This is a genomic window from Actinoplanes cyaneus, from assembly GCF_016862095.1.
Lineage (GTDB): Bacteria > Actinomycetota > Actinomycetes > Mycobacteriales > Micromonosporaceae > Actinoplanes > Actinoplanes cyaneus.
Genome location: NZ_BOMH01000051.1, coordinates 42,910 through 63,666 on the forward strand (window position 1 = coordinate 42,910; position 20,757 = coordinate 63,666).

The following is a 20,757-nucleotide window of genomic DNA, read 5'->3' on the forward strand; positions in this document are numbered from 1 at the left end:
CGTCTGGAGTCTTGCCATGCGCCGTAGTACCGCAGCAGCCGTCGGCACCCTCACCGGCGCGGCCCTGATCCTCGGGGTCCGCCTGAGCGTGCAGCCGCCGGCGGCACCGGCAGCCGCGCCGGCCGCTCAGGAACTGACCGGGGAGCCCGCGCCCGCGGAGTCCTCCGCCGCGGCGAAGAAGCCGGCCGGATCGTCGTCGGCCAAGCCGAAGGAGAACGGCAAGCCGGCCGGGCAGGCCAAGGAGGAGGACGGCCTCAAGGCCGGGACCTACAAGGGCAAGGCCGTGCAGAACCCGTACGGCACGGTGCAGGTCACCATCAAGGTCAGCGGCGGCAAGGTCGCCGGCGCCGACGCCACCTACCCGAAGACCGGCTTCAGCGGCACGATCAACCCGGCCGCGGTCACCAAGCTCAACCAGGAGACGCTGACCGCGCAGAGCGCCAAGGTCGACGCGGTCTCCGGCGCGACCTTCACCAGCCAGTCGTACGTGACCTCGCTGCAGGCCGCCCTGGACGCCGCCGGCGCGTGATCCGCGTGCGCTCCGGCCGGCGACCGGCCCGCGGCGCGTAGGGTTTTCGCGTGCGCCACGTCGAGCAGGTCATGGGGACGGTCGTCAGCATCGAGCTCGCCGACGACCTGCCCGAGCCGCGCCTGCGGGAGCTGATCGCCTCGACGTGCGCGTGGCTGCACGAGGTGGACGCGCGGTTCAGCACCTACCGGGAGGACAGCGAGGTCAGCCGCCTCCGGCGTCGCGAGATCGACCTGCCGGACTGCTCGGACGATCTGCGCCTGGTCCTGGACCGCTGCGCCGGGCTGTGGCGGGAGACCGACGGCTACTTCGACGCGTACGCGACGGGCCCGCTCGACCCTTCCGGATACGTCAAGGGCTGGTCCGTCGAGGTGGCCTCGGCACGCCTCGCCGCGGCCGGCTCCACACGGCACCACCTCAACGCCGGCGGCGACATCCGGATGCGCGGCGCGGCTCCCGGCGGCGGGCCGTGGCGTGTCGGGATCCGGCACCCGTGGCAGGCCGACAAGCTCGCCTGGGTCCTCGCCGTCCGGGAGGGCGCGGTCGCGACCTCCGGAACGTACGAGCGGGGCGCGCACGTCTGGAACCCGCGCACCGGCGCCCCCGCCACCGGGCTGCGGTCGGTCACCGTCACCGGCCCGGACCTGGCGGTGGCCGACGCCTACGCCACCGCGGCCCTGGCCATGGGGGAGCCGGGGCTGGCCTGGCTCGCCAAGCGGGTCGCCGACGGCTACGAGTCGGCGGCCGTCACCGAGGACGGCCGCGCCTTCACCTCGCCGGGCCTGCCCGTCGCCCCTTGACCGTCCCAGGCCTCCCGCCGGTCCCGGTCTTGCCGCGAGCCCCGGTTCTCCCGGCGGTCCCGGTTCTCCCGGCCATCCCGGTTCTCGTGACGGTCGCGGTGCTCGCTGCCGTCCCGGTCCTCCCGGCGCTTCCGGTCAGAACTGCGCGAACAGGTACGGCAGCCGCCGTGGGAACAGCGCACCCAACCGGCTGATCGCGTCAGCGTCCAGGTCACCCAGACCGCGGGTGACGACCTCGACGGGATCCAGCGCCCCGTAGGCCAGCGCGCTGAACCCGGCCGCCGTCAGCGTCGCCGACGGGGTGCCGCCGGACTTGACCGTGAGCTGCCCGTCGTCGGCGCCGAGTTCCCACACCCCGCCGATCAGCTCGTCGCCGGCGATCTCCACGGTGATCCCGCCGGCGCCCACCCGGCTGCCGGCCAGGCCCGGCACGTCGAGCACCCGGACCATTGCGGCGGTGTGCAGCGGGTTCTCGATCACGGCACTGGTGGTCACCGTCATGTCGGTGCCCCACAGCTCGGGCAACTCGTCCGCCCCCAGCTTCACCTCGATGTGGGCGACCTGGTCGACGTGCCGGGCGAAGAACTGCAGCAGCAGCGCGCGCCCGAGCGGACCGGTGGTGAACAGGTTCGACCCGAGGAGGGTGCCGCCGTAGTCGTCGATCTTGTAGCGCACCCCGCCCACGACCTCGTCGCCGACCCGGGCGATCGCCACCCACATCTGCTCCTCACGGAACTCCGCCGAGCGGGTCTCGTCGAAGACCGCGAACCCGTGGCGCTCGGCGAGGAGACGGTGCTGCAAGCCGTCGTACGCCTCCCAGCCGTCCTTGATCCGCAACCGCTGGACCGAACCGGGGAGCTCGCGCCGCTGGAGCTCGGAGAGCCCTTCCGGGGTGAACCGGACGGTGCGCGTGCGGGGGATGCCGACATAGCCGAACCGCGCGTAGAAACTCGGGCGGAACGGATAGAGCGCACTCACCGTGGAGCCCTCGTCGCGCGTCTGCCGCAACAGCCGGGTCAGCAGCTCACGCACCAGCCCCCGGCGCCGCGCCGACGGGTGCGACGAGACCCCGGACACGCCGGCCATGTCGTGCACCTGGCCGCGCACGTTCTGCCGCATCGGAATGGAGACGACGCCGGCCAGGGCCTCGCCCTCCTCCTCGGCGATGAGGCAGGTCACCGTCTCGAAGAACCGCAGCCGCTTCCGGTATTTCTCGAGTTCGTCGTCGGACCAGGGCGATGACGCGAACGCATAGCTCTGCAAGGGGAACGTGGTCGTCTCGCGCTCATCGACGCCGATCTGCCGGATCTCCATGCCGCCCATCCAACCCATCCGCGCCCGCCGCCGCACGCCGAATTCCGCACCCCCGCGGCCAGCCCCGCATCTGCCCTGGTCACGACACGCCGGGGGACCCCGGTTTGGAGAAGTCCCAGGTGACCGGCTATGGTTTTGTCCGTCGCCAGGGAGACCAGGCGGCAACGCGGAAGTGGCGCAGTGGTAGCGCATCACCTTGCCAAGGTGAGGGTCGCGGGTTCGAATCCCGTCTTCCGCTCGGAGAGGCCTTCACAGGTAACCGTGCGGGGTCTGCTCGGTGGAGTGGCCGAGAGGCGAGGCAACGGCCTGCAAAGCCGTGTACACGGGTTCAAATCCCGTCTCCACCTCGCAGTGTTGCGGGCGATTGGCGCAGCGGGAGCGCGCTTCCTTGACACGGAAGAGGTCACTGGTTCGATCCCAGTATCGCCCACGATCAGCAAGGGCCGTGTGTCCGCGTGCAAACGCGGACCGCGGCCCTTGGTCGTTCCGGCGCGCAGGCGCCGAAGCTCTCCGGAGCCCCCACGATCCGGCCAGGTGCCACCCCAGACCGTGAAGAAACATCGCAGGCCCCCGGCACCTCACCTCGTAAGGCCGCCGCGCTCGGCCGGTGGGCGCACCGGGCCTGTTCTCATCGAGTCGTGAAGGCGCCCGCGCGTGCCGCCGTGGCCGCGCCGCGGGCGGCGATCTCGGGCAGGCGCGCGTCGGCTGCCGACCGCAGGAGCACCAGCTCGTGATACAGCGGGGCGGTCGCGGCGATCAGCAGCCGGTACGCGTCGGTGCCTGCCGGTATCTCACCGCGCTCGACGGCGCGCCGCACCAGGCCGGCGCAACGGTCGTACCGCTCGGTCCAGAACGCTCGTAAGGCCTCGGCCGCCTGGCCGGACCGGAACGACGCGGCGATCAGCGCGACGGTCACCGGCTCGTCGGTCAGCGCGGTGCAGATTTCCCGGTTGACCGCGACCAGGTCACCTTCGAGGGTGCCCGTGTCGGGCGGCAGCCAGGCATCGTCGGCCGCCTCGTTCAGCACGTCGGCCAGGAGACCCCCGACGTCGCGCCAGCGCCGATACACCGTCGTGCGGTGCACGCCCGAGCGCTCGGCCACGACGTCGATGCTCAACGAGTCGTAGCCGTGCTGCACCAGCTGGGCGAGCGTCGCGTCGAGAACGCGGCGGCGGACCGTCGCGCTGCGCCCGCCCGGACGGCGCGCGCGATCGGTCACCGGCTCGTCCGGGAGATCTCTTGTCGATCGCGGTGGGGTCATGCCACGATACTACTGCTACAACTGTAGCTTTAATGAGTGGCAGTCAGGGAGCGAGCACTGTGACAACCGCCGCTGTTCAGGAGTACGCGGTGACCGACGCCGCCCGCGGTCTGTATGCCGTCACCACCGGGCCGGACGGCGCCCTGTGGTTCACCCTCGCCCACAGCGGCCAGGTCGGTCGCCTGGTTCCGGGCGAGGAGCCCACCCTGTATCAACTCGACCCGGCCGGGCAGCCCACGATCATCGTGACCGGCCCCGACGGGGCGCTGTGGTTCACCGAGACGCGGGGCCACCGGATCGGCCGGATCACCACGGGCGGCGAGACCGCGCAGTTCTCCGTGCCCACCAGCGACGGCGGGCCGTACGGCATCGCTCCCGGCCCCGACGGCGCGCTGTGGTTCACCGAGATGAACGCCGATCGCGTCGGCCGGATCACCACCGGCGGCGAGACCACCGATTTCCCGCTAGCGACCGCCGGCGCCTTCCCGTCGGCCATCACCGCCGGCGCCGACGGCGGCATGTGGTTCACGATGAATCAGGCGAACGCTATCGGCCGGATCGGCATGGACGGCGCCGTGACCACGTACCCGCTGCCGACCGAAGCCGCCGCTCCGGTGGGCATCACCGCAGGCCCCGACGGAGCTGTCTGGTTCGTCGAGATCGCCGCCGGGCAGATCGGGCGGGTGACTCCCGGTGGCGCGATCGCCGAGTTCCCGCTACCGGACCGGGCCGGCCGGCCGCACGCCATCACCGCGGGCGACGACGGCCGCCTGTGGTTCACCGAGTGGGGCGGCAACCGGGTCGGCTCCATCACCACGGACGGGAAGATCGAGGTTCACGACCTGCCCACCCCGGGCTCCGAGCCGCACGGCATCACGCGCGGGCCGGACGGCGCCCTGTGGGCGGCACTGGAGAACGGCGTCCTGGCCCGCATCACCCCCGCGATCACAGCTGCCTGAGATCGACCTCGACGGCGAAGGGCGCGGTCGCCTTCACGACGCCGGTGAAGATCTCGCCGGGATGTAGGTCTGGGGGCCCGTGGCGGCGACCATCCCGGCACTCACGCGCACCTCCTGGACGGCTTGCTGACGACCTCAAGATACCCAGGGCTCCGGCGCCGGGACATATGACGCCAAGCCACTCATGACTGCGCGTTACGCCATGCGCACTGAGCGGAGCGCACTCGCAGTGCGACATGATCCACTATGGAGTGGCGTACGTTCGCATTTCAGAGGGTCTGCGGAGTGAGAGATCGCGGATAGCCAGTCCGACATTCGGGCGGGTACCGTACGAACCTCCTAAGTAGTGATCTTCTGTCGTTGCAGTCCTACTGAAGGCGAATTGGGGAGCATTCGATGCCCGAGGCAGGCCGCTGGTGGAGCTGGTTGCGCGGGCGGCGGCACGAGCAGGGCGAGCCCGTTGCCGTACCGGAGACGGCTCCTGCCCCGCGGCAACCGCAGGCGGCGGAGAAGCCTGATCCGTGGCGGCCTGTCGCCGGCGAGTTCGCGCTGCGGCTGCTCACCCTTACGTGGGAGGCCGTTCACCACATCGGGGAGGCCGAATTCCGCGAGCAGGACGCCGAACGCCGCAAGATCCTGTTCCGGATCGACCACTCGGTGACGCGGGTCCGGCGGCTCGCCGAGAACCTGCGGGTGCTGACCGGTGAGCCGCTCGACGACCCCGACCAGCAGGTCACCTCGCTGCACGACGTCACGCACGCGGCCGGCGCGGCCGTCGAGCACTACGAGCGCCTGCACTTCGGCCCGATCGCGGATCTGGCGGTGGCCGCGAGCGCCGCCGACGACGTGATCCGGATCCTGACCGAGCTGATCGACAACGCCGATCGCTATTCGCCGCCGACCGAGCCGGTCAGCATCGCCGCGCACCTGACCGGCGACGGCGACGTGGTGATCAGGGTGGAGGACAACGGGATCGGCCTCAACCCGGCGCATGTGCCGTGGATCGAGTCGCTGCTGGCGAACGGGCCGGCCGAGGACCAGCTCCAGCCGGCTCACCTGGGGCTGACGGTGGCGTCGGTGCTGACCCATCGGCACCGCTCGCTGCGGGTCAGGGTGGTGCCGCGCCAGCCGCAGGGCACGGTCGCCATGCTGCTGATCGGCGCGGATCTGCTGTGTGAGGCGCCGCGCCCGGAGCCGGAGCCGGCCGGGACGGCCGCCGGGCCGTCGCCGATGCCCGCGCCGCCTCATCAGAACGACGTGACCATGATCCTCCCGGCGGTGCAGAGACCGATGCCGCGCCGGGTCCCGGCCAGCGTCCGGACCAGCACGCTCCCGCCGCCGGTGACCACCGAGGTCCACCAGACCGCCTGGCACGACGACGCCGCCGACTTCAACGCGGGGGTGGACGCGGCCCGCTCCAAGACGCCCCAGCAAAGCGGCCCGGCCCCCCAGCAAGGCCCGGCCCAGCAAAGGTCGGTCCAGCAAAGCCCGGCCCAGCAGACGAACGGCTCCCGCCGGACAAGCTCCCCTCAGCAGACAAGCACCCCCCAGCAAGAACCGAAGGACTCCCATGAATGACAAACCGGATGTCTCCTGGCTGATAAGCCAGCTCGTCCGTGAGGTGCCGACGATCACCGCGGTCGTCCTGGTCTCCGCCGACGGCCTGCAGCTCGCCTCCTCCGGGCACCTGAGCCGCGAGCACGCGGAGAGCGTCGCCGCCCTCGCCGCGGGCTTCCTCGGCATCACCGGCCAGCTCGGCGGCCTGCTGCAGCTCGGCGCCCCGGAGAACCTGAGCATCCGCTACCCGCACGGGCACCTGGCGTTCCTGCGGATCGACGATCCGGTCGGCGAGTTCGTCGCTGCGCTGCTCGTCTCGGCCCAGCCGCAGACCCAGATCGGCCACCTGGGGTACGCGATGACCACGTTCAGCCAGGCGGTCGGTCACGCGCTCACCCCGGAGACCCGTCACGCGCTGCACCAGCGCACCCTGCCCGCACCGGCTCGCTGAGCGGAGGCCGATGATGGCCCGAAGGCCGGGGTTGCACTGGAAGGTGCGCCCGTACATGACCGCCCGCGGGCGGACCAGCAGCCGTAGCCCCTTGCTGATGCACACCCTGGTCTCGACCGGGAACAGGTATGACCCGGTCCTCGCCGCCAGCATGACTCCGGCTTCCCGATCGCTCTACGAGCAGGCTCGCCGGATGTGCTCGGTGGCGGAGTTGTCGGCGGCGTGCAATCTGCCGCTCGGGCTGACCCGGCTGCTGATCAACGACCTGCTCAAGATCGGTCAGCTGGTCGTGCATGACGCTCGCCCCTCGCAAGATCTAGCGCTCCTGGAGAGACTTCGTGCCGGCCTCCTCCGACTCACGTGACTCGCACCTGACCGGGCAGATGACCTCGGCGAAGATCGTGATCGCCGGGGGCTTCGGGGTCGGCAAGACGACCGCGGTCGAGGCCATCTCGGAAATTCCGGCAATTCGTACGGAGTCCTGGATGACCGCCGCCGCGGCGCAGATCGACCGCCTCGATCCGGGCATCGACAAGGTCACCACCACCGTCGCCATGGACTTCGGCCGCGTGACGATCGACGATTCTCTTGTGCTCTATCTGTTCGGCACGCCGGGCCAGCCCCGGTTCTGGCCGATGTGGGACGACCTGGTCCGGGGTGCGGTCGGCGCCCTGGTCCTGGTCGACACCAACCATCTGGAGAACTCGTTCGCCGCGGTGAACTACTTCGAGAACGACGCGGACGTCCCCTGGATCGTCTGCGTCAACCTCTTCCACGGCATCCAGACCCACGAGCTCTCCGAGGTACGGGAGGCGCTGACCCTGCCTCCGCACGTCCCGTTGATCGCCGCGGACATCCGCGAGCCGCGCAACGTCGCGCACGCATTGCTGGCCGTGGTGAACCATGCGACCGAGCGCGTCACCGCCGTCGTCCCCTCCGGCGTCGGCTAGTTTCACAGGAGGCACCACATGCGCAAGATCCTTATCGTGGGGGCCGGTCAGGCCGGTCTCCAGCTCGCCCTCAGCCTGCGCGCCGAGGGCTATGAGGTCACCCTCATGTCGGCGCGCACCCCCGAGGAGATCCGCGCCGGCTGGCCCACCTCCACCCAGGCGATGTTCGACCTGGCGCTGAGCACCGAGCGGGCGTACGGGCTGAACCACTGGGAGGAGCAGGCCCCGCCGATCCACGGGCTGCGGCCGCAGCTCTCCGTCGAGAAGGGACAGCTGGCGCTGGCGTTCAACGGGCTGCTGGACCGCCCGGCCCAGTCCACCGATCAGCGGATCAAGATGGCCCGCTGGCTCCAGGACGCCGAGGAGCGCGGCGTCGAGGTGATCTACAACCCGGCCACCACGCAGGACCTGGACGCGATCACCCAGCTCGGCCGCTACGACCTGACCGTGGTCGCGGCCGGCAAGGGTGACCTGGTGGCGATGTTCGACCGGGACCCGGAGCGCTCGCCGTACACCGAGCCGCAGCGTGGCCTGGCCGTCGCCTACGTCCACGGCCTGGAGCCGGACCCGGAGTGGCCGGAGCCGCACGTCGGTTTCCACGCCCTGCCCGGCCTCGGCGAGCTGTTCGTGATCCCCGGCCTGACCCACGCCGGCGCGTGCGACATCCTGTTCTGGGAGACGGTCCCGGGCGGCCCGCTCGACCGCTGGGCCGGTCACACCGGCCGGATGGCTCCCGGGCAGCACCTGGAGATCACGCTCGATCTGATCCGCGAGCACCTGCCCTGGGTCGCCGCGCGCGCCGGGAAGGTGGAGCTCACCGACGCGAAGTCCACGCTGCACGGCCGTTACACCCCGACGGTCCGCAAGCCGGTCGCGCACCTGCCGGGCGGCGGCAAGGTCCTCGGGCTCGCGGACGTGGTGATCGCCAACGACCCGATCACCGGCCAGGGCAGCAACACCGCAGCGAAGGCCGCCCACCACTATCTCCAGGCCATCCTGGCCCGTGGTGAGCAGCCGTTCGACGAGAAGTGGATGACGGAGACGTTCGAGGCGTTCTGGACCGCGCACGGCATGGCCGTCACCGGCTGGACCAACGCGATGCTGCAGCCGCTGCCCCCGCACGTCCAGGAGCTCCTCGGCGCCGCCACCGCGAACGAGCAGATCGCGCGCCGCTTCGCCTACGGTTTCGTCGACCCGAACGACCTGCTCAACTGGTTCGTCGACCCGGAGAAGGCCACCGCCTACCTCGCCGAGGTCAGTGGGTCCTAGATCAGATCAACTTCCCGATTGGGTACGCCGTGAGCACCGCGAACGTCCTCGCTGAGCACCCGGCCACCGGCTGACGCGGACGGGGCGCATCGCGTGGATGCGCCCCGCCCGCACGCCTGGCTCAGGTGCCGGTGCCGGTCGTCCCGTTCTGGGTCGTGCCGCCCTGGTCCTGCCCCGTGGCACCCCCCTGTCCCGTCTCGCTCTGTCCCGTCTGGCCCTGTTGACCGGTGGTGCCGTCCTGACCGGTCTCACCCTGCTGACCGGTGCCGTCCTGACCCTGCTGGCCGCCGCCCAGGTTGCCGCCGAAACCGCCGCCGCCCCCACGCATGCCGCCACCACCGGGACCGCCCTGCTGACTGACGCCGGCCGGGCCGGACGAGTCACCACCGATCGCGGACATGACCCCGGCGGTGATGCCGGAGCTCGCGACCGCGGTGGCCAGCACGGCCGCGATCAGGACGGTCTTCGGGCTACGGGGCTTCCCGGCCTTCGCCGCAGGCCCGGGCGGCGCCCAGACGCCGGGCGGCGGACCACCGACCACCCCTCCGCCGGCTACCCCAGCGCCGACCACCCCAGCGGCGACCGGCCCAGCGGCGACCGGCCCAGCCGGGGCCGGAACCAGCGCGGTGGGCGGCTCGGGCTCCTGGTGGGCGGCCGGCTGGGACCACGGATCGCTGGGGTGCAGGGTGCTCACCGTGCCGGCCGGCTCGGCGAGCGGCGGGGTCGTGGCGGTGTGCTGTCCGGTTTCTTCGTTCGTGCTCATGCGGCGACTCCTCGGCTCGTCTCGCTGCGCCCATCGTCGCCACCGGGACTATGTGGACCCTGTCCCCGATGTAGGGGTCTGCTGTCAACGACGCCGCCGCGCCGGAAGGTGGGACGCGTGCCCGCGCCGCGTCCTGACGACGTGACGGAATTCCCGCTTTGACAGCAGATGGGCGATCTTGCGTACCGGAAACCATTAGAGGACTCACGGGGAATTCTTAGAAATCGCTTCTAGGGTCAAGTAATGCTGAGTCTGGCGGTCGTGACGTGATGACCGTGCTCCGCCCGGACGGCTCCGAGCCCCCGGAGCCGGCGCCGGAGGAGCCGGCCGCCGGCCGGGTGGCCCGGTGGAACAGTCCGGAGCGGCGCCGCCAGGCCCTGATCGCCCTGGTCGCGGTCTGGGCCGTGGTGATCACCGTGGTGGCGTTCACCCGCGGTGGCGACAGTGGACAGAGCCCGCAGGCGGCCGCGCCCAGACCGTCCCCGTCGGCGTCGCAGGGCCCGCTCGCGGTCTCCCAGATCTACCAGACGATGCTGCCCTCGGTGGTGCTGATCCAGACCACCGGCCACGACGCGAAGAAGGCCGTCGAGTCGGCCACCGGCACGGGCGTGATCGCGAATGCCGACGGCACCGTGATGACCGCCAATCACGTGATCGACGGCGCCGAGACCATCAAACTGACGTACGCGGACGGAAGCTCCTCGTCGGCGAAGGTCGCCGATGCGAACCCCGAGCAGGACATCGCCACCCTCACCCCGGAGAAGCTGCCGGAGACGCTGGTCCCGGCCGTGCTCGGCGGCGGCGTGCAGGTCGGCGACCCGGTCGTCGCGATCGGCAACCCGCTCGGCCTGGTCGACTCGACCAGCAGCGGCGTCGTCTCCGGGCTGGACCGCAAGCTCACCCGCGAGGCGACGGACGACATCGCGGGGCTGATCCAATTCGACGCGGCGGTCAACCCGGGCAACTCGGGCGGCCCGCTCGTCAACGACCAGGGTCAGGTGGTCGGGATCGTGGTGGCGCTGGCCAACCCGACCGACGCGGGCACCTTCATCGGCATCGGGTTCGCCGTCCCGATCGGCGCCGCCATCGGCGGCGGTGAGAACGGCGACGGCCGCGCACCACCACTGTGAGACAGAGCGACCAGAGGACGGATACATGAGCTGGACCGACGCCCCGCCGGCCTCCGCCGGACCGATCGAGAAGGTGCTCTACGAGGTCAAGAAGACCATCGTGGGCCAGGACATCCTGCTCGAGCGGCTGATCGTGGCCCTGCTCGCGCGCGGTCACATCCTGGTCGAGGGCGTTCCCGGGCTGGCCAAGACCCTGGCCGTGAAGTCGCTCGCGGAGGCGATCGGCGGGGACTTCCACCGCGTCCAGTTCACCCCCGACCTGGTCCCCGCGGACATCGTCGGCACCCGCGTCTACCACCAGCCGAGCGGCGAGTTCCAGGTGCAGCTCGGCCCGGTCTTCACGAACCTGCTGCTCGCCGACGAGATCAACCGCGCGCCGGCCAAGGTGCAGTCCGCGCTGCTGGAGACCATGCAGGAGCGGCAGGTCACGATCGGCCGGGAGACCCACAAGCTGCCGAACCCGTTCCTGGTCATGGCCACCCAGAACCCGATCGAGAGCGAGGGCGTCTATCCGCTGCCCGAGGCGCAGGTCGACCGGTTCATGATGAAGGTGGTGATCGGCTACCCGACGCCCACCGAGGAGTTCGTGGTCGTCGAGCGGGCGCTCGCGCCGGCCGCGGTCATCCAGCGCATCATCGACCCGGAGACGCTGGTCACCCTGCAGCAGGCCGCCGATCAGGTGTACGTCGACCCGTCGCTGATCGAGTTCGCGGTGCAGCTCGCCAACGCGTCGCGCGACCCGTCCCGTGCCGGCCTCACCGACCTCGCCAAGTATGTGACGTTCGGCGCCAGCCCCCGATCGTCGATCAGTCTCGTGCTGGCGGCGCGGGCTCTCGCGTACATCCGCGGTCGTGAGTACGTGGTGCCGGAGGACCTTGCCGACCTGGCGCTCGACGTGATGCGCCACCGGATGGTGCTCTCCTACGAGGCGCTCTCCGACGACGTCACGGCCGACCTGATCCTCTCCAAGATCATGGCGAACCTGTCGTTCCCGGAGCCGACCGGCCGGGGCCGCTGACCCATGGCGACACCCTCCGACCGGCTGCTGCGGCGCCTGGAGTGGCAGCTCGGACGCCGCCTCGACGGGCGGTTGCAGGGCGCGTACCGCACGGTGTGGCACGGCGCCGGGATCGACTTCACCGACCTGCGCGCCTACACGCCGGAGGACGACGTCCGGCACATCGACTGGAACGTGACGGCGCGCCTGGACGAGCCGTTCGTCAGGCAGTACACGGAGGATCGCGAGCTCACCGCCTGGCTGGTGATCGACAGATCCGCCTCGATGCGGTTCGGGGGACACGACGGCAAGGAGTCGGTCGCCACCGAGCTGGCGGTCAGCCTCGCCAAACTCGTGTCCAAGGGCGGCAACCGGGTCGGCGCGATCCTGTTCGACAACGCGGTGCACCAGGTCATCCCGCCGCGCGGTGGCCGCGACCAGATCCTCCGGATCGGCCACGAGTTGCTGAAAACCGCGCCGGCCGGTAAGCCGCCGAAGAAGTCGAAGCAGCCGGCGCCCACGACGGATCTCACCGCGATGCTCGACCTCGCGGCGGTGACCACGTCCCGGCGCCGCAGCCTCATCTTCGTGATGTCCGACTTCATCGGCGACCCCGGCTGGGACCGCCCGCTCGGCATGCTCACCCACCGCCACGAGGTCGTCTGCGTCCGGGTCGTCGACCCCGCCGAGCTGGACCTTCCCGACCTCGGCGTGATCCTGGTCGAGGACGCCGAGACGGGCGAGCAGATCCTGGTCGACACCAGCGATCCGTTGCTGCGCAGCCGCCTCGCGACGCAGGTCGGCGCGCGGGAGACCGAGCTCACCGGGGCGATGCGCCGGGCGGGCGTCGCGGCCCACCGGATCACCACGGATCAGGACCTGATGTCAGCGCTCGTGCAGATGGTCCGGGCGTCGGGACGAGGCCGCCGATGAGCTTCCTGTACCCGTACGTGCTGATCCTCGCGGTCCTGATCTCAGCCGTCGCCGTGGCCGCCTACCTCTCGTTGCAGCGGCGCCGTGCCGCCGCGCTCAGAGCGGCGGGTTTCGGCACGCTGACAGGCGGCGGCCTGCGGCGCCATCTGCCGTACGCCTTGCTCCTCGCCGCCCTGCCCATCCTGCTCGTGGGTCTGGCCCGGCCGCAGGCCCAGGTCGCGGTGCCGCGGGTGTCCGGCACCGTGCTGCTCGCGTTCGACATCTCCAACAGCATGGCCGCCACCGACGTCTCGCCGTCCCGGCTGGCCGCCGCGCAGGCCGCCGCCACCCAGTTCGTCGGCGAGCAGCCGGACACCGTCGACGTGGGCGTGCTCGTCTTCGGTGACCAGGCCCTGCTCACCCAGGCGCCGACCGCCGACCACACGGCCGCGACCGCCGCGATCGCCCGGGTGAAACCGAGCGGCGGCACCTCGCTCGGCCAGGCGATCCTCGTCGGGCTCGGCACGATCACCGGCAAACCGGTCAGCCTCCCGGCCGACGGGAGCGCCCCCGACACCAGCGCGCTCGGCTACTGGCCGTCAGCGACGATCGTCGCCTTCTCCGACGGTGAGAACACCGGCGGGCCGGACGCGGAAGCCGCCGCCGAGCTGGCCGCCGCGGCCGGCGTGCGGATCCAGACGGTCGGCGTCGGCACGGCGAAGGGCGCGACCGTCAAGGTCGACGGCTATCAGCTCAACACCGCGCTGGACGAGAGCACCCTGACCGCGGTCGCGCAGGTCACCGGCGGGGCGTACCACGCGGCCGGCGACGCCGACACCCTGAACGACACCACGAAGTCGATCGACCTGCGGCTGACCACGAAGAAGGAGCCGCTGGAGCTGACCGCCCCGTTCGCCGGGGCCGCCCTGCTGCTGCTGGCGCTCGGCGGGCTGCTCGGCACCCGCTGGCACGGAAGGATCGTCTGATGTCGTTCCACTGGCCGTGGGCGCTGGCCGCGCTGCTGGTCGTGCCGCTGCTGCTGCTGGCCCGCTGGTTCCTGAACCGCCGCCGCAAGCGCAATGCGGTGACCGTCTCCAGCGTCGCCCTGATCCGGGCCGCGCTGCCGGGCCGGTCCGCGTGGCGCCGGCGCATCCCGGTCTACCTCTTCCTGGCCGGCCTGGTGGCGCTCAGCGGCGCCCTCGCCCGGCCGCAGGCCCGGCTGTCGGTGCCGTCCAACAACACGTCGATCCTGCTGGCCATCGACGTCTCCGGCTCGATGTGCAGCACCGACGTCCAGCCGAACCGGCTCTCCGCGGCGGTCGACGCGGCCCGCAAGTTCGTCGAGGGGCAGGGCGACGGCACCAAGATCGGGCTGGTCGCGTTCTCCGGCATCGCCGGCCTGCTGGTCACCCCGACCACCGACAAGGACAAGCTGCTCGACGCGATCGACACCCTCAAGACCGCCCGCGGCACCGCGATCGGCCAGGCGATCCTCACCTCGATCGACGCGATCGCGGAGATGAACCCGGACGTCGCCGCGACCGGCGCGGACCTGGGTGACGCCGCCCCGCCCGCGGCCGGCGACTACCAGCCGGACACGATCGTGGTGCTCACCGACGGCTCGAACACCACCGGCGTCGACCCGGTCACCGCGGCCGAGCAGGCCGCGGCCCGCCGGGTCCGGGTCTTCACGATCGGCTTCGGCACGACCACCCCGTCCCAGATGGTGTGCACCGCCGACCAGGTCAGCGGCGACTCGTTCATGGGCGGTGGCGGATTCCGCGGCGGCGGCGGCTTCGGCGGCGGCGGCCGTGGCCGGGTCCAGGAGATCGACGAGGACGCGCTGACCAAGGTCGCCGACCTGACCGGCGGTCAGTACTTCAAGGCCCAGGACGCGGACGAGCTCAACGGCGTCCTCGGCGACCTGCCCAAGGAGATCGGCCTGCACAAGGAGAACGTCGAGATCAGCTTCTGGTTCGTGCTGGCCGGCGCGCTCCTGGTCGTCACCGGCACCGGGCTCTCCCTCTGGTGGAACCGCGGTCCCCGGCCGGCGGCGCCCCGGCGTTGAGCTGTCCGGAGCCCGAGCCCCCGGGGCTCGAGCCGTCCGGGGCCCGAGCCGTCTGAAAGGGTGCGCTCGCCCGACGTTCAATGATCCGGGACCGGTCGAACGGATGGCCCGCCGGAATCCGTACTCATGCGAGATTGGCGCGCGTGTTCGAGGAGGCCCCGATGATGGAAGAAGCATTTGTGGCGTACACCGCCGGTCACGCCGACGGCTCGGCCGGGCGGCGTGACGCGCAACTCGCCGAGGACCCGGAGACCGGGTCGGACTACCGGATCGGCGTGGTCGACGGCAGCGTGGCGGCGTTCCAGGCCGAGCTGATCGCCGAGGTCCGCCGTCTCCTGGGCGAGTCCCGCTGAACTCCCGGCTGGTCCGCTCGGGTGAACCACCGTGCAGACCAGCCGCGGTTCGCGCTTGTCAGCTGGTCCTCACGGTCGTTGTCTCGTCCCGACAACCACCGTGAGGACCAGCCGCCTTTCGAGCAGCGCGTGATGTGCGTGCCGGGTGCGCGACCGTGGCTGAACTGCCCAGACCAGCGCTTCCGCTGCCGAAGTGCGTGCGGTGGTGACCCCGCTTTGGCATCGGGCCGGGGGCTCGGCTAAGGTTTCATTCGTCGCCGGGGAGACCGGGCGGCAACGCGGACGTAGCGCAGCTGGTAGCGCATCACCTTGCCAAGGTGAGGGTCGCGGGTTCGAATCCCGTCGTCCGCTCGGAGAGGCTGTTGCGGTTCCACGTGGCACCGGCCGGCTCGGTGGAGTGGCCGAGAGGCGAGGCAACGGCCTGCAAAGCCGTGTACACGGGTTCAAATCCCGTCTCCACCTCGCAGTGTTGCGGGCGATTGGCGCAGCGGGAGCGCGCTTCCTTGACACGGAAGAGGTCACTGGTTCGATCCCAGTATCGCCCACCAACAATCTTCGCTTCTGAGCCGCCCTTTCCGGGTGGCTCGTCGTGTTTCCGGGCACGTTGCCATTCTCCTGAGCTGCCAAGGGCGTGTTGTGGAATCCTGCCTCTGCCGGCCATACGCCTGACCTCGCCGCAGCCCGGTTGAATCTCACAACGCGCCTCGGAGCGGTCAGGGGCGGTGTCGGTCGACGAGGCCGTTCTCGTAGGCGGCGATGACCAGCTGGGCGCGGTCCCGGGCATGGAGCTTGGCCAGCAGGTTGCCGACGTGGGTCTTCACGGTCTTGACCGAGATGTCGAGGGCGCTGACGATCTCCTGGTTGGAGAGGCCCCGGGCGATCAGCAGCAGCACCTGGGTCTCCCGGTCGGTGAGGACGCTCAGGTCGCCGGCGGGGGTGGTGGCCGGCCGGCTGACGTAGTGGTCGATCAGGCGGGTCAGGATGGCCGGGGCGAACAACGACTCGCCGGCGTGGGTGCGGTGCACGGCGTCCAGCAGCTCGCCGGGGTGCGCGTCCTTCAGCAGGAACCCGCTGGCGCCGGCCCGGAGCGCGCCGTAGACGTACTCGTCCAGCTCGTACATGCTCAGCACCAGGACACGGCTGGCGGTCAACCGCGGATCGGCGGTGATCTCGCGGGTGGCCTCGATGCCGTCACCGCCCGGCATGCGGATGTCCATCAGGATCACGTCGGGCGTGAGCCGCCGGGTCAGGTCGACGGCCTCGGCGCCGGTGGCGGCCTGCGCCACGGTGGTCAGGGCCGGGTCGCCGTCGACCAGGATGGCCAGGCTGTGACGCATGAGCGGCTGGTCGTCGGCGATGAGCACCCGGATCCCGCCGGTCATCGGCTCGGCCGGTCGGGCAGGTGTGCGGCGACGCGGAATCGGCCCGCCACGGGGCCGGTGTGCAGCGTCCCGCCCAGGGCGGCCACCCGTGCGCGCAGGGCGTCGAGCCCATGGCCGGCGCCCGGCTGCGGCCGCCAGCCGTCCCGCGGGCCGGAGTCCTCGACGTCCACGACGATCGTCGCTGCCGCACGCCGGACGCTGACCCGTGCGCGGACCGGCCCGGCGTGCCGGACGGTGTTGTTCAGGGCCTCGCGGACCACGGCGCAGACGGTGAGCTGCGTGCCCGCGGACACGTCACCGACCTCGTCGAGGTGCAGCGACGCGGTCAGGCCGGCGGCGTTCGCGGCGGTCACGATCGCCGGGAGGTCGGCCAGCGTCTCGGCCGGGCGCAACGGCGCGGCGCCCGGGGCCCGCAGGACACCGAGCATCCGGCGCAGCTCGGTGGTGGTCTCGCGGCTGGTGCGCTCGATGTCGGCCAGGGCGTTCCCGCGCTCCGCCTCGCCTTCCGGGCCGCGCAGGCTGCGGGCGGCGGCGGCCCGGATCGTGATCAGCCCGAGCCCGTGGGAGACCAGGTCGTGCAGGTCGGCCGCGATCCGCAGCCGCTCCGTCTGGGCCGCCCGCTCCGCCGCCCAGGCCGCGAGCTCTTCCTCGTATCGCCGGCGTTGCGCCCGGGTGCGCGCGGCGGCCCAGCCCACCACCGCGACGGTGAGCACGACGGCCACCGCGGCCACGGCCCGGCCGGCGCGCGGCCCGTCCACTCCGGTCGTGGTGAGCAGCAGGGCGAGGACGCCCAGCACCGTGAGAGCGGCCGCCCACACGCGCGAGCGCCACGACGGCCTACCGGATTCCATCGTGGAAGCTTAGGCGTGGACTCGTCGCCTGCCATCGGACCACGGTCTGACGGACCAGGGTCCGATGGCAGCCGGGAAGTTCCGAGCTGGAATGGCCGCATGCTTTCGATCGACGGTCTCACCAAGACGTACCGGGAACGCACCGTGCTCTCGGAGGTCTCCTTCCGCGCCGAGCCGGGGCGGGTGACCGGCTTCCTCGGCCCGAACGCGGCGGGGAAGTCGTCCACCCTGCGCATCCTGCTCGGCCTGGACAGGCCCACAGCCGGCGTCGCGCTGGTCGGTGGGCGTCCCTACCGGAGCCTGCCCGAGCCGCTGCGTGTGGTCGGGTCGATGCTGGACGGTTCGGGCGCGCACCGGTCGCGCACCGCTCGCGGGCATCTGCGTTGGCTGGCCCGTTCGCACGGCATCTCGGGCCGTCGCGTGACCGAGGTGCTCGAGCGGGCCGGGCTCGCGGACACCGGGCGACTCCGGGCCGGCCGCTTCTCGCTGGGCATGCGGCAGCGTCTCGGCCTGGCCGCGGCGCTGCTCGGTGAGCCGGACGTCCTGGTGCTCGACGAGCCGGCGAACGGCCTGGACCCGGAAGGTGTCCGCTGGTTGCGGTGCCTGGTGCGCGACCACGCGGCGGCCGGTGGCACGGTGCTGCTGTCCAGCCACGCGATGAGCGAGGTCGCCGCGGTCGCCGACGACCTGGTGGTCATCGCCGCGGGCCGGGTCATGGCCGCCGGCCCGCTCGCCCGGGTCACCGCCGGGTTCGCGACGCTCGAGGACGCGTTCTTCGCCCTGACCGGGGCCGGAAGCGGCATCGGCGGTGTGCGGTGACGCGGTCACGGGCCCTCGCGGCCGAGCTGCACAAGACCCTCACCCTGCCGGCGGCCTGGGCGGGTGTCACCGTCGCCCTGCTCGGGTCGCTGCTGATCACCGTGCTGAACGCGTACGCGGTGCACGCCGACCCGTCCGCCGTGGCGTTCACCGCGCCGCTCGAGGTCGCGTTCGCCGCGATGCCCCTGGGCACGGTGGGCGCCACCGTCATCGGGGTGACCGTCTTCAGCAGTGAGTTCACCGGCGAGCGGCAGATCACGGCCACCCTGGCCGCCGTGCCGGACCGGGTGCTGGTGCTGACCGCGAAGGCGATCGTCGTCGTCCTGCTCGTCGCCGTGACCGCCGTGGTCACGATGCCGCTGACGATCGGCGTCGCCCGCCTGATGATCGGGGAGAGCGTCAGCATCCCGGAGGCGGTGACGCGCTGCCTCGGTGCTGCCCTCTACTGGATCCTCAGCGGCCTCATCGCGCTCGCCGTCACGGTCTTCACCAGGAGCGGTGTCGTCCCGATGGTGGTCCTGATCGTGAACGGCTCGCTGGTCTCGTTCTCCCTGCTGCTGAGCAAGGTCAGCGCTCTCGGTTTCTGGTTGCCGGACATGGCCGGGCGCCGGTTGTTCGGCGACGTCCCGACCGTCGAGGGCGGCCTCGGTGTGGTGCCCGGAGCCTTGGTCATGGCCGGCTGGACCGCGCTTCTCCTGGTCGCCGCCGCCGCTGTCTTCCACCGCCGCGACACGATGGGGTGAGGCGTAGCTGACAGGGCGGGCACAGGCGCGGCAAAAGGAGCGGTTCTAGCGTGAGCGCGCGGCTGAGCGGCCGCTTTGCGCGAGCGTTGGAGGAGCCGGTGGCCGAGGCAGAAGTCGCGGGACGGGATCGCTATTTCGATCTGCTGAGAGTGCTGGCGATCGTGCGCGTCTCGGTGTTTCACATGTTCCCGTTCGCCGTGCTGGAGCTGGCTTTTCCGTCCATGGGGGTGATGTTCGCGCTGGGCGGCTCGCTGATGGCGAACTCGCTGGCGCGGCACGGGGCGGGGCGGGTGATCTACGGCCGGGTGCGGCGCCTGCTGCCGGCGCTCTGGGTGCTCGGCGCGGTCGTCGTGCCGGCGATGTTCCTGGTCGGCTGGGAGCAGCGGCCGGCGCTGTGGCACCTGGTGGCGTGGATCGTGCCGTTCGCGGACCCGCCGGCGAGCACGTTCGGCGAGCAGGCCGCCGAGGTGTTGTGGTACCTCGTGACCTATCTGTGGCTCGTCGCGCTCTCGCCGATGATGCTGTGGGTCTACCGCCGGGCGCGCCCGCTCGCCATTCTGGCGCCGATCGTCGCACTCGTCGCCATGCCGTTGATCCCGGTCGATGCCGTACAGGAGGTCGGCACCGATCTTCTGACTTTCGCGGCGTGCTGGATGCTCGGTTTCGCGCATCGGGACGGCACGCTGCGGCGCCTTCCCGGGTTCCTCGTCGCGATCCTCGGCGTGGCCGGTGTGGCCGGCGGACTGGCGTGGAGTCAGCTGCATCCGGAGGCGGGGGGAATCAAAGACCTTCCGATGGCGTACGCCGTCTACAACGCCGGTTTCGTCGTCGTGCTGCTGCGCTGGCGGCCGCGGATGGATTGGCTGATCAATCGCACCGGGCTGGACAGCTGGGTGTCGCTGATCAACTCCCGTGCGGTGACGATCTACCTCTGGAACAACGTGGCGATCGCGCTCTGCTACCCGGTCGGCGACGCGCTCGAGGTGTGGCGGCTCGGGAGGTTCTTCGAGGCCGGGTACGTGGCGATCGCCCTCGCGCTGCTGGCCGACGCAGTGTTGATCTTCGGCTGGGTGGAGGACCTGGCGGCCCGGCGGCGGTTGCGGTTCCTGCCCTGGCCGAGCCGTCCGGTGCGGGAGGCGGCGCCATCCGTGGCCGGCGCCGGAACGATCTACCGGGCGTCCGCGATGGCGGGAGGCTGACGTGGAGTCGCTGACCGGCCGCGAGCGTGACCGTGGCCGAGCGGGGTCGGCGGCGTTCGTGATTACCTGTCACATGAGCCCGGGCGACGTAGGGGTGACAGCAACCACGAGAAACGGAGACTCCGATGCGTTACCTGATGCTCTCGAAGATGCAGGACACCCAGCCCGACGAGAAGCTGTTCGCGGACATGGCCGCGTTCATCGAGGAGATGACCGCGTCCGGCGTGCTGCTGGCGACCGGTGGCCTCGACCCGGCCGGCTTCAAGATCGAGTCGAGCGGCGACGACGTGACGATCACTGACGGGCCGTTCACCGAGGCCAAGGAGGCGGTCGGCGGGTTCGCACTGGTCGAGGTGCGGTCGCGGGACGAGGCGATCGAGCTCGGCCGGCGCTTCCGCAAGATCGTCGGGGACGGGGAGAGCGTGATCCACCAGGTGTTCGGCTGAGCTT

General features: G+C 71.4%; 23 protein-coding genes and 6 tRNA genes. 24 read left to right on the forward strand and 5 right to left on the reverse strand.

Annotation, left to right across the window (positions count from 1 at the left end):
• The first annotated feature begins 16 nt into the window (after window positions 1-16).
• Both Acy02nite_RS32455 and Acy02nite_RS32460 read left to right on the forward strand, forming a co-directional pair.
• Window positions 17-529: an FMN-binding protein gene (locus Acy02nite_RS32455; RefSeq protein WP_203749093.1), complete on the forward strand. Its 513-nt coding sequence runs from the start codon at window positions 17-19 to the stop codon at window positions 527-529.
• A gap of 71 nt (window positions 530-600) precedes the next feature.
• A complete protein-coding gene (locus tag Acy02nite_RS32460) occupies window positions 601-1,329 on the forward strand; it encodes an FAD:protein FMN transferase (protein WP_203749449.1) in 729 nt (242 codons plus the stop codon).
• 135 nt (window positions 1,330-1,464) lie between these two features.
• Here the strand turns inward: Acy02nite_RS32460 and Acy02nite_RS32465 are convergent, their stop codons facing one another.
• Complete coding sequence (locus Acy02nite_RS32465) at window positions 1,465-2,643, reverse strand: GNAT family N-acetyltransferase (protein WP_203749096.1); 1,179 nt, start codon at window positions 2,641-2,643, stop codon at window positions 1,465-1,467.
• Window positions 2,644-2,809: 166 nt separating this feature from the next.
• On the opposite strand from Acy02nite_RS32465, the gene Acy02nite_RS32470 reads away from it, so the two are divergent.
• The 3 genes from Acy02nite_RS32470 (at window position 2,810) to Acy02nite_RS32480 (ending at window position 3,073) form a co-directional block, all read left to right on the forward strand.
• Window positions 2,810-2,881: transfer RNA gene (locus Acy02nite_RS32470), tRNA-Gly, on the forward strand.
• Window positions 2,882-2,919: 38 nt separating this feature from the next.
• Window positions 2,920-2,990, forward strand: a tRNA-Cys gene (locus tag Acy02nite_RS32475).
• A gap of 11 nt (window positions 2,991-3,001) precedes the next feature.
• Window positions 3,002-3,073, forward strand: a tRNA-Val gene (locus Acy02nite_RS32480).
• 198 nt (window positions 3,074-3,271) lie between these two features.
• Here the strand turns inward: Acy02nite_RS32480 and Acy02nite_RS32485 are convergent.
• Window positions 3,272-3,904, reverse strand: coding sequence for a TetR/AcrR family transcriptional regulator (locus tag Acy02nite_RS32485; RefSeq protein WP_203749099.1), 633 nt, complete (start codon window positions 3,902-3,904; stop codon window positions 3,272-3,274).
• 59 nt (window positions 3,905-3,963) lie between these two features.
• Here Acy02nite_RS32485 and Acy02nite_RS32490 point away from each other — a divergent pair, with 59 nt between their 5' ends.
• The 6 genes from Acy02nite_RS32490 to Acy02nite_RS32515 all read left to right on the forward strand — a co-directional run bounded on the left by Acy02nite_RS32490 (window position 3,964) and on the right by Acy02nite_RS32515 (window position 9,090).
• A complete protein-coding gene (locus tag Acy02nite_RS32490) occupies window positions 3,964-4,863 on the forward strand; it encodes a virginiamycin B lyase family protein (RefSeq protein ID WP_203749102.1) in 900 nt (299 codons plus the stop codon).
• Between the two features lie 396 nt (window positions 4,864-5,259).
• Window positions 5,260-6,441: a sensor histidine kinase gene (locus Acy02nite_RS32495; protein WP_203749105.1), complete on the forward strand. Its 1,182-nt coding sequence runs from the start codon at window positions 5,260-5,262 to the stop codon at window positions 6,439-6,441.
• On the forward strand, window positions 6,434-6,871 hold the full coding sequence (locus Acy02nite_RS32500; RefSeq protein ID WP_203749107.1) for a roadblock/LC7 domain-containing protein: 438 nt from the start codon (window positions 6,434-6,436) through the stop codon (window positions 6,869-6,871). Before Acy02nite_RS32495 ends, Acy02nite_RS32500 begins: the two co-directional genes overlap by 8 nt.
• A gap of 55 nt (window positions 6,872-6,926) precedes the next feature.
• Entirely contained in the window at window positions 6,927-7,235 is a 309-nt protein-coding gene (locus Acy02nite_RS32505) for a DUF742 domain-containing protein (protein ID WP_203749110.1), read from the forward strand.
• A 19-nt stretch (window positions 7,236-7,254) separates the two neighbouring features.
• Window positions 7,255-7,821, forward strand: coding sequence for a GTP-binding protein (locus tag Acy02nite_RS32510; protein ID WP_203749452.1), 567 nt, complete (start codon window positions 7,255-7,257; stop codon window positions 7,819-7,821).
• Window positions 7,822-7,839: 18 nt separating this feature from the next.
• A complete protein-coding gene (locus Acy02nite_RS32515; RefSeq protein WP_203749113.1) occupies window positions 7,840-9,090 on the forward strand; it encodes a styrene monooxygenase/indole monooxygenase family protein in 1,251 nt (416 codons plus the stop codon).
• A gap of 121 nt (window positions 9,091-9,211) precedes the next feature.
• Here the strand turns inward: Acy02nite_RS32515 and Acy02nite_RS32520 are convergent, their stop codons facing one another.
• Window positions 9,212-9,853, reverse strand: coding sequence for a hypothetical protein (locus Acy02nite_RS32520; RefSeq protein WP_203749116.1), 642 nt, complete (start codon window positions 9,851-9,853; stop codon window positions 9,212-9,214).
• 269 nt (window positions 9,854-10,122) lie between these two features.
• Here Acy02nite_RS32520 and Acy02nite_RS32525 point away from each other — a divergent pair, with 269 nt between their 5' ends.
• From Acy02nite_RS32525 to Acy02nite_RS32565, 9 genes are all read left to right on the forward strand, one after another.
• Window positions 10,123-10,983 (forward strand): S1C family serine protease, encoded by an 861-nt coding sequence (locus tag Acy02nite_RS32525; protein ID WP_203749119.1) that lies wholly within the window; start codon window positions 10,123-10,125, stop codon window positions 10,981-10,983.
• A 25-nt stretch (window positions 10,984-11,008) separates the two neighbouring features.
• Complete coding sequence (locus Acy02nite_RS32530; protein WP_203749121.1) at window positions 11,009-12,001, forward strand: AAA family ATPase; 993 nt, start codon at window positions 11,009-11,011, stop codon at window positions 11,999-12,001.
• Between the two features lie 3 nt (window positions 12,002-12,004).
• A complete protein-coding gene (locus Acy02nite_RS32535; protein ID WP_203749125.1) occupies window positions 12,005-12,913 on the forward strand; it encodes a DUF58 domain-containing protein in 909 nt (302 codons plus the stop codon).
• Complete coding sequence (locus Acy02nite_RS32540; protein WP_203749128.1) at window positions 12,910-13,878, forward strand: vWA domain-containing protein; 969 nt, start codon at window positions 12,910-12,912, stop codon at window positions 13,876-13,878. Before Acy02nite_RS32535 ends, Acy02nite_RS32540 begins: the two co-directional genes overlap by 4 nt.
• Window positions 13,878-14,960 carry a VWA domain-containing protein gene (locus Acy02nite_RS32545; protein ID WP_203749130.1) on the forward strand — a complete coding sequence of 361 codons (1,083 nt, stop codon included), beginning with the start codon at window positions 13,878-13,880 and terminating at the stop codon, window positions 14,958-14,960. The genes Acy02nite_RS32540 and Acy02nite_RS32545 overlap by 1 nt, the downstream gene beginning before the upstream one ends.
• Before the next feature lie 161 nt (window positions 14,961-15,121).
• A complete protein-coding gene (locus tag Acy02nite_RS32550) occupies window positions 15,122-15,313 on the forward strand; it encodes a hypothetical protein (RefSeq protein WP_239175418.1) in 192 nt (63 codons plus the stop codon).
• A 278-nt stretch (window positions 15,314-15,591) separates the two neighbouring features.
• Window positions 15,592-15,664, forward strand: a tRNA-Gly gene (locus tag Acy02nite_RS32555).
• 40 nt (window positions 15,665-15,704) lie between these two features.
• A tRNA-Cys gene (locus Acy02nite_RS32560) sits at window positions 15,705-15,775 on the forward strand.
• Between the two features lie 11 nt (window positions 15,776-15,786).
• Window positions 15,787-15,861: transfer RNA gene (locus Acy02nite_RS32565), tRNA-Val, on the forward strand.
• 165 nt (window positions 15,862-16,026) lie between these two features.
• Here Acy02nite_RS32565 and Acy02nite_RS32570 read toward each other — a convergent pair.
• The gene (locus tag Acy02nite_RS32570; protein WP_203749133.1) at window positions 16,027-16,695 is read right to left on the reverse strand and encodes a response regulator; all 669 of its coding nucleotides are present in this window, start codon (window positions 16,693-16,695) and stop codon (window positions 16,027-16,029) included.
• A complete protein-coding gene (locus tag Acy02nite_RS32575) occupies window positions 16,692-17,546 on the reverse strand; it encodes a sensor histidine kinase (protein WP_203749136.1) in 855 nt (284 codons plus the stop codon). The genes Acy02nite_RS32570 and Acy02nite_RS32575 overlap by 4 nt, the downstream gene beginning before the upstream one ends.
• 99 nt (window positions 17,547-17,645) lie before the next feature.
• On the opposite strand from Acy02nite_RS32575, the gene Acy02nite_RS32580 reads away from it, so the two are divergent.
• The 4 genes from Acy02nite_RS32580 to Acy02nite_RS32595 all read left to right on the forward strand — a co-directional run bounded on the left by Acy02nite_RS32580 (window position 17,646) and on the right by Acy02nite_RS32595 (window position 20,753).
• Window positions 17,646-18,365 (forward strand): ABC transporter ATP-binding protein, encoded by a 720-nt coding sequence (locus tag Acy02nite_RS32580; protein WP_203749151.1) that lies wholly within the window; start codon window positions 17,646-17,648, stop codon window positions 18,363-18,365.
• On the forward strand, window positions 18,362-19,108 hold the full coding sequence (locus tag Acy02nite_RS32585) for an ABC transporter permease (RefSeq protein ID WP_203749154.1): 747 nt from the start codon (window positions 18,362-18,364) through the stop codon (window positions 19,106-19,108). The genes Acy02nite_RS32580 and Acy02nite_RS32585 overlap by 4 nt, the downstream gene beginning before the upstream one ends.
• Window positions 19,109-19,206: 98 nt before the next feature.
• A complete protein-coding gene (locus tag Acy02nite_RS32590) occupies window positions 19,207-20,307 on the forward strand; it encodes an acyltransferase family protein (RefSeq protein WP_203749156.1) in 1,101 nt (366 codons plus the stop codon).
• A gap of 125 nt (window positions 20,308-20,432) precedes the next feature.
• Window positions 20,433-20,753: a YciI family protein gene (locus Acy02nite_RS32595; RefSeq protein ID WP_203749159.1), complete on the forward strand. Its 321-nt coding sequence runs from the start codon at window positions 20,433-20,435 to the stop codon at window positions 20,751-20,753.
• Window positions 20,754-20,757: the final 4 nt, after the last annotated feature.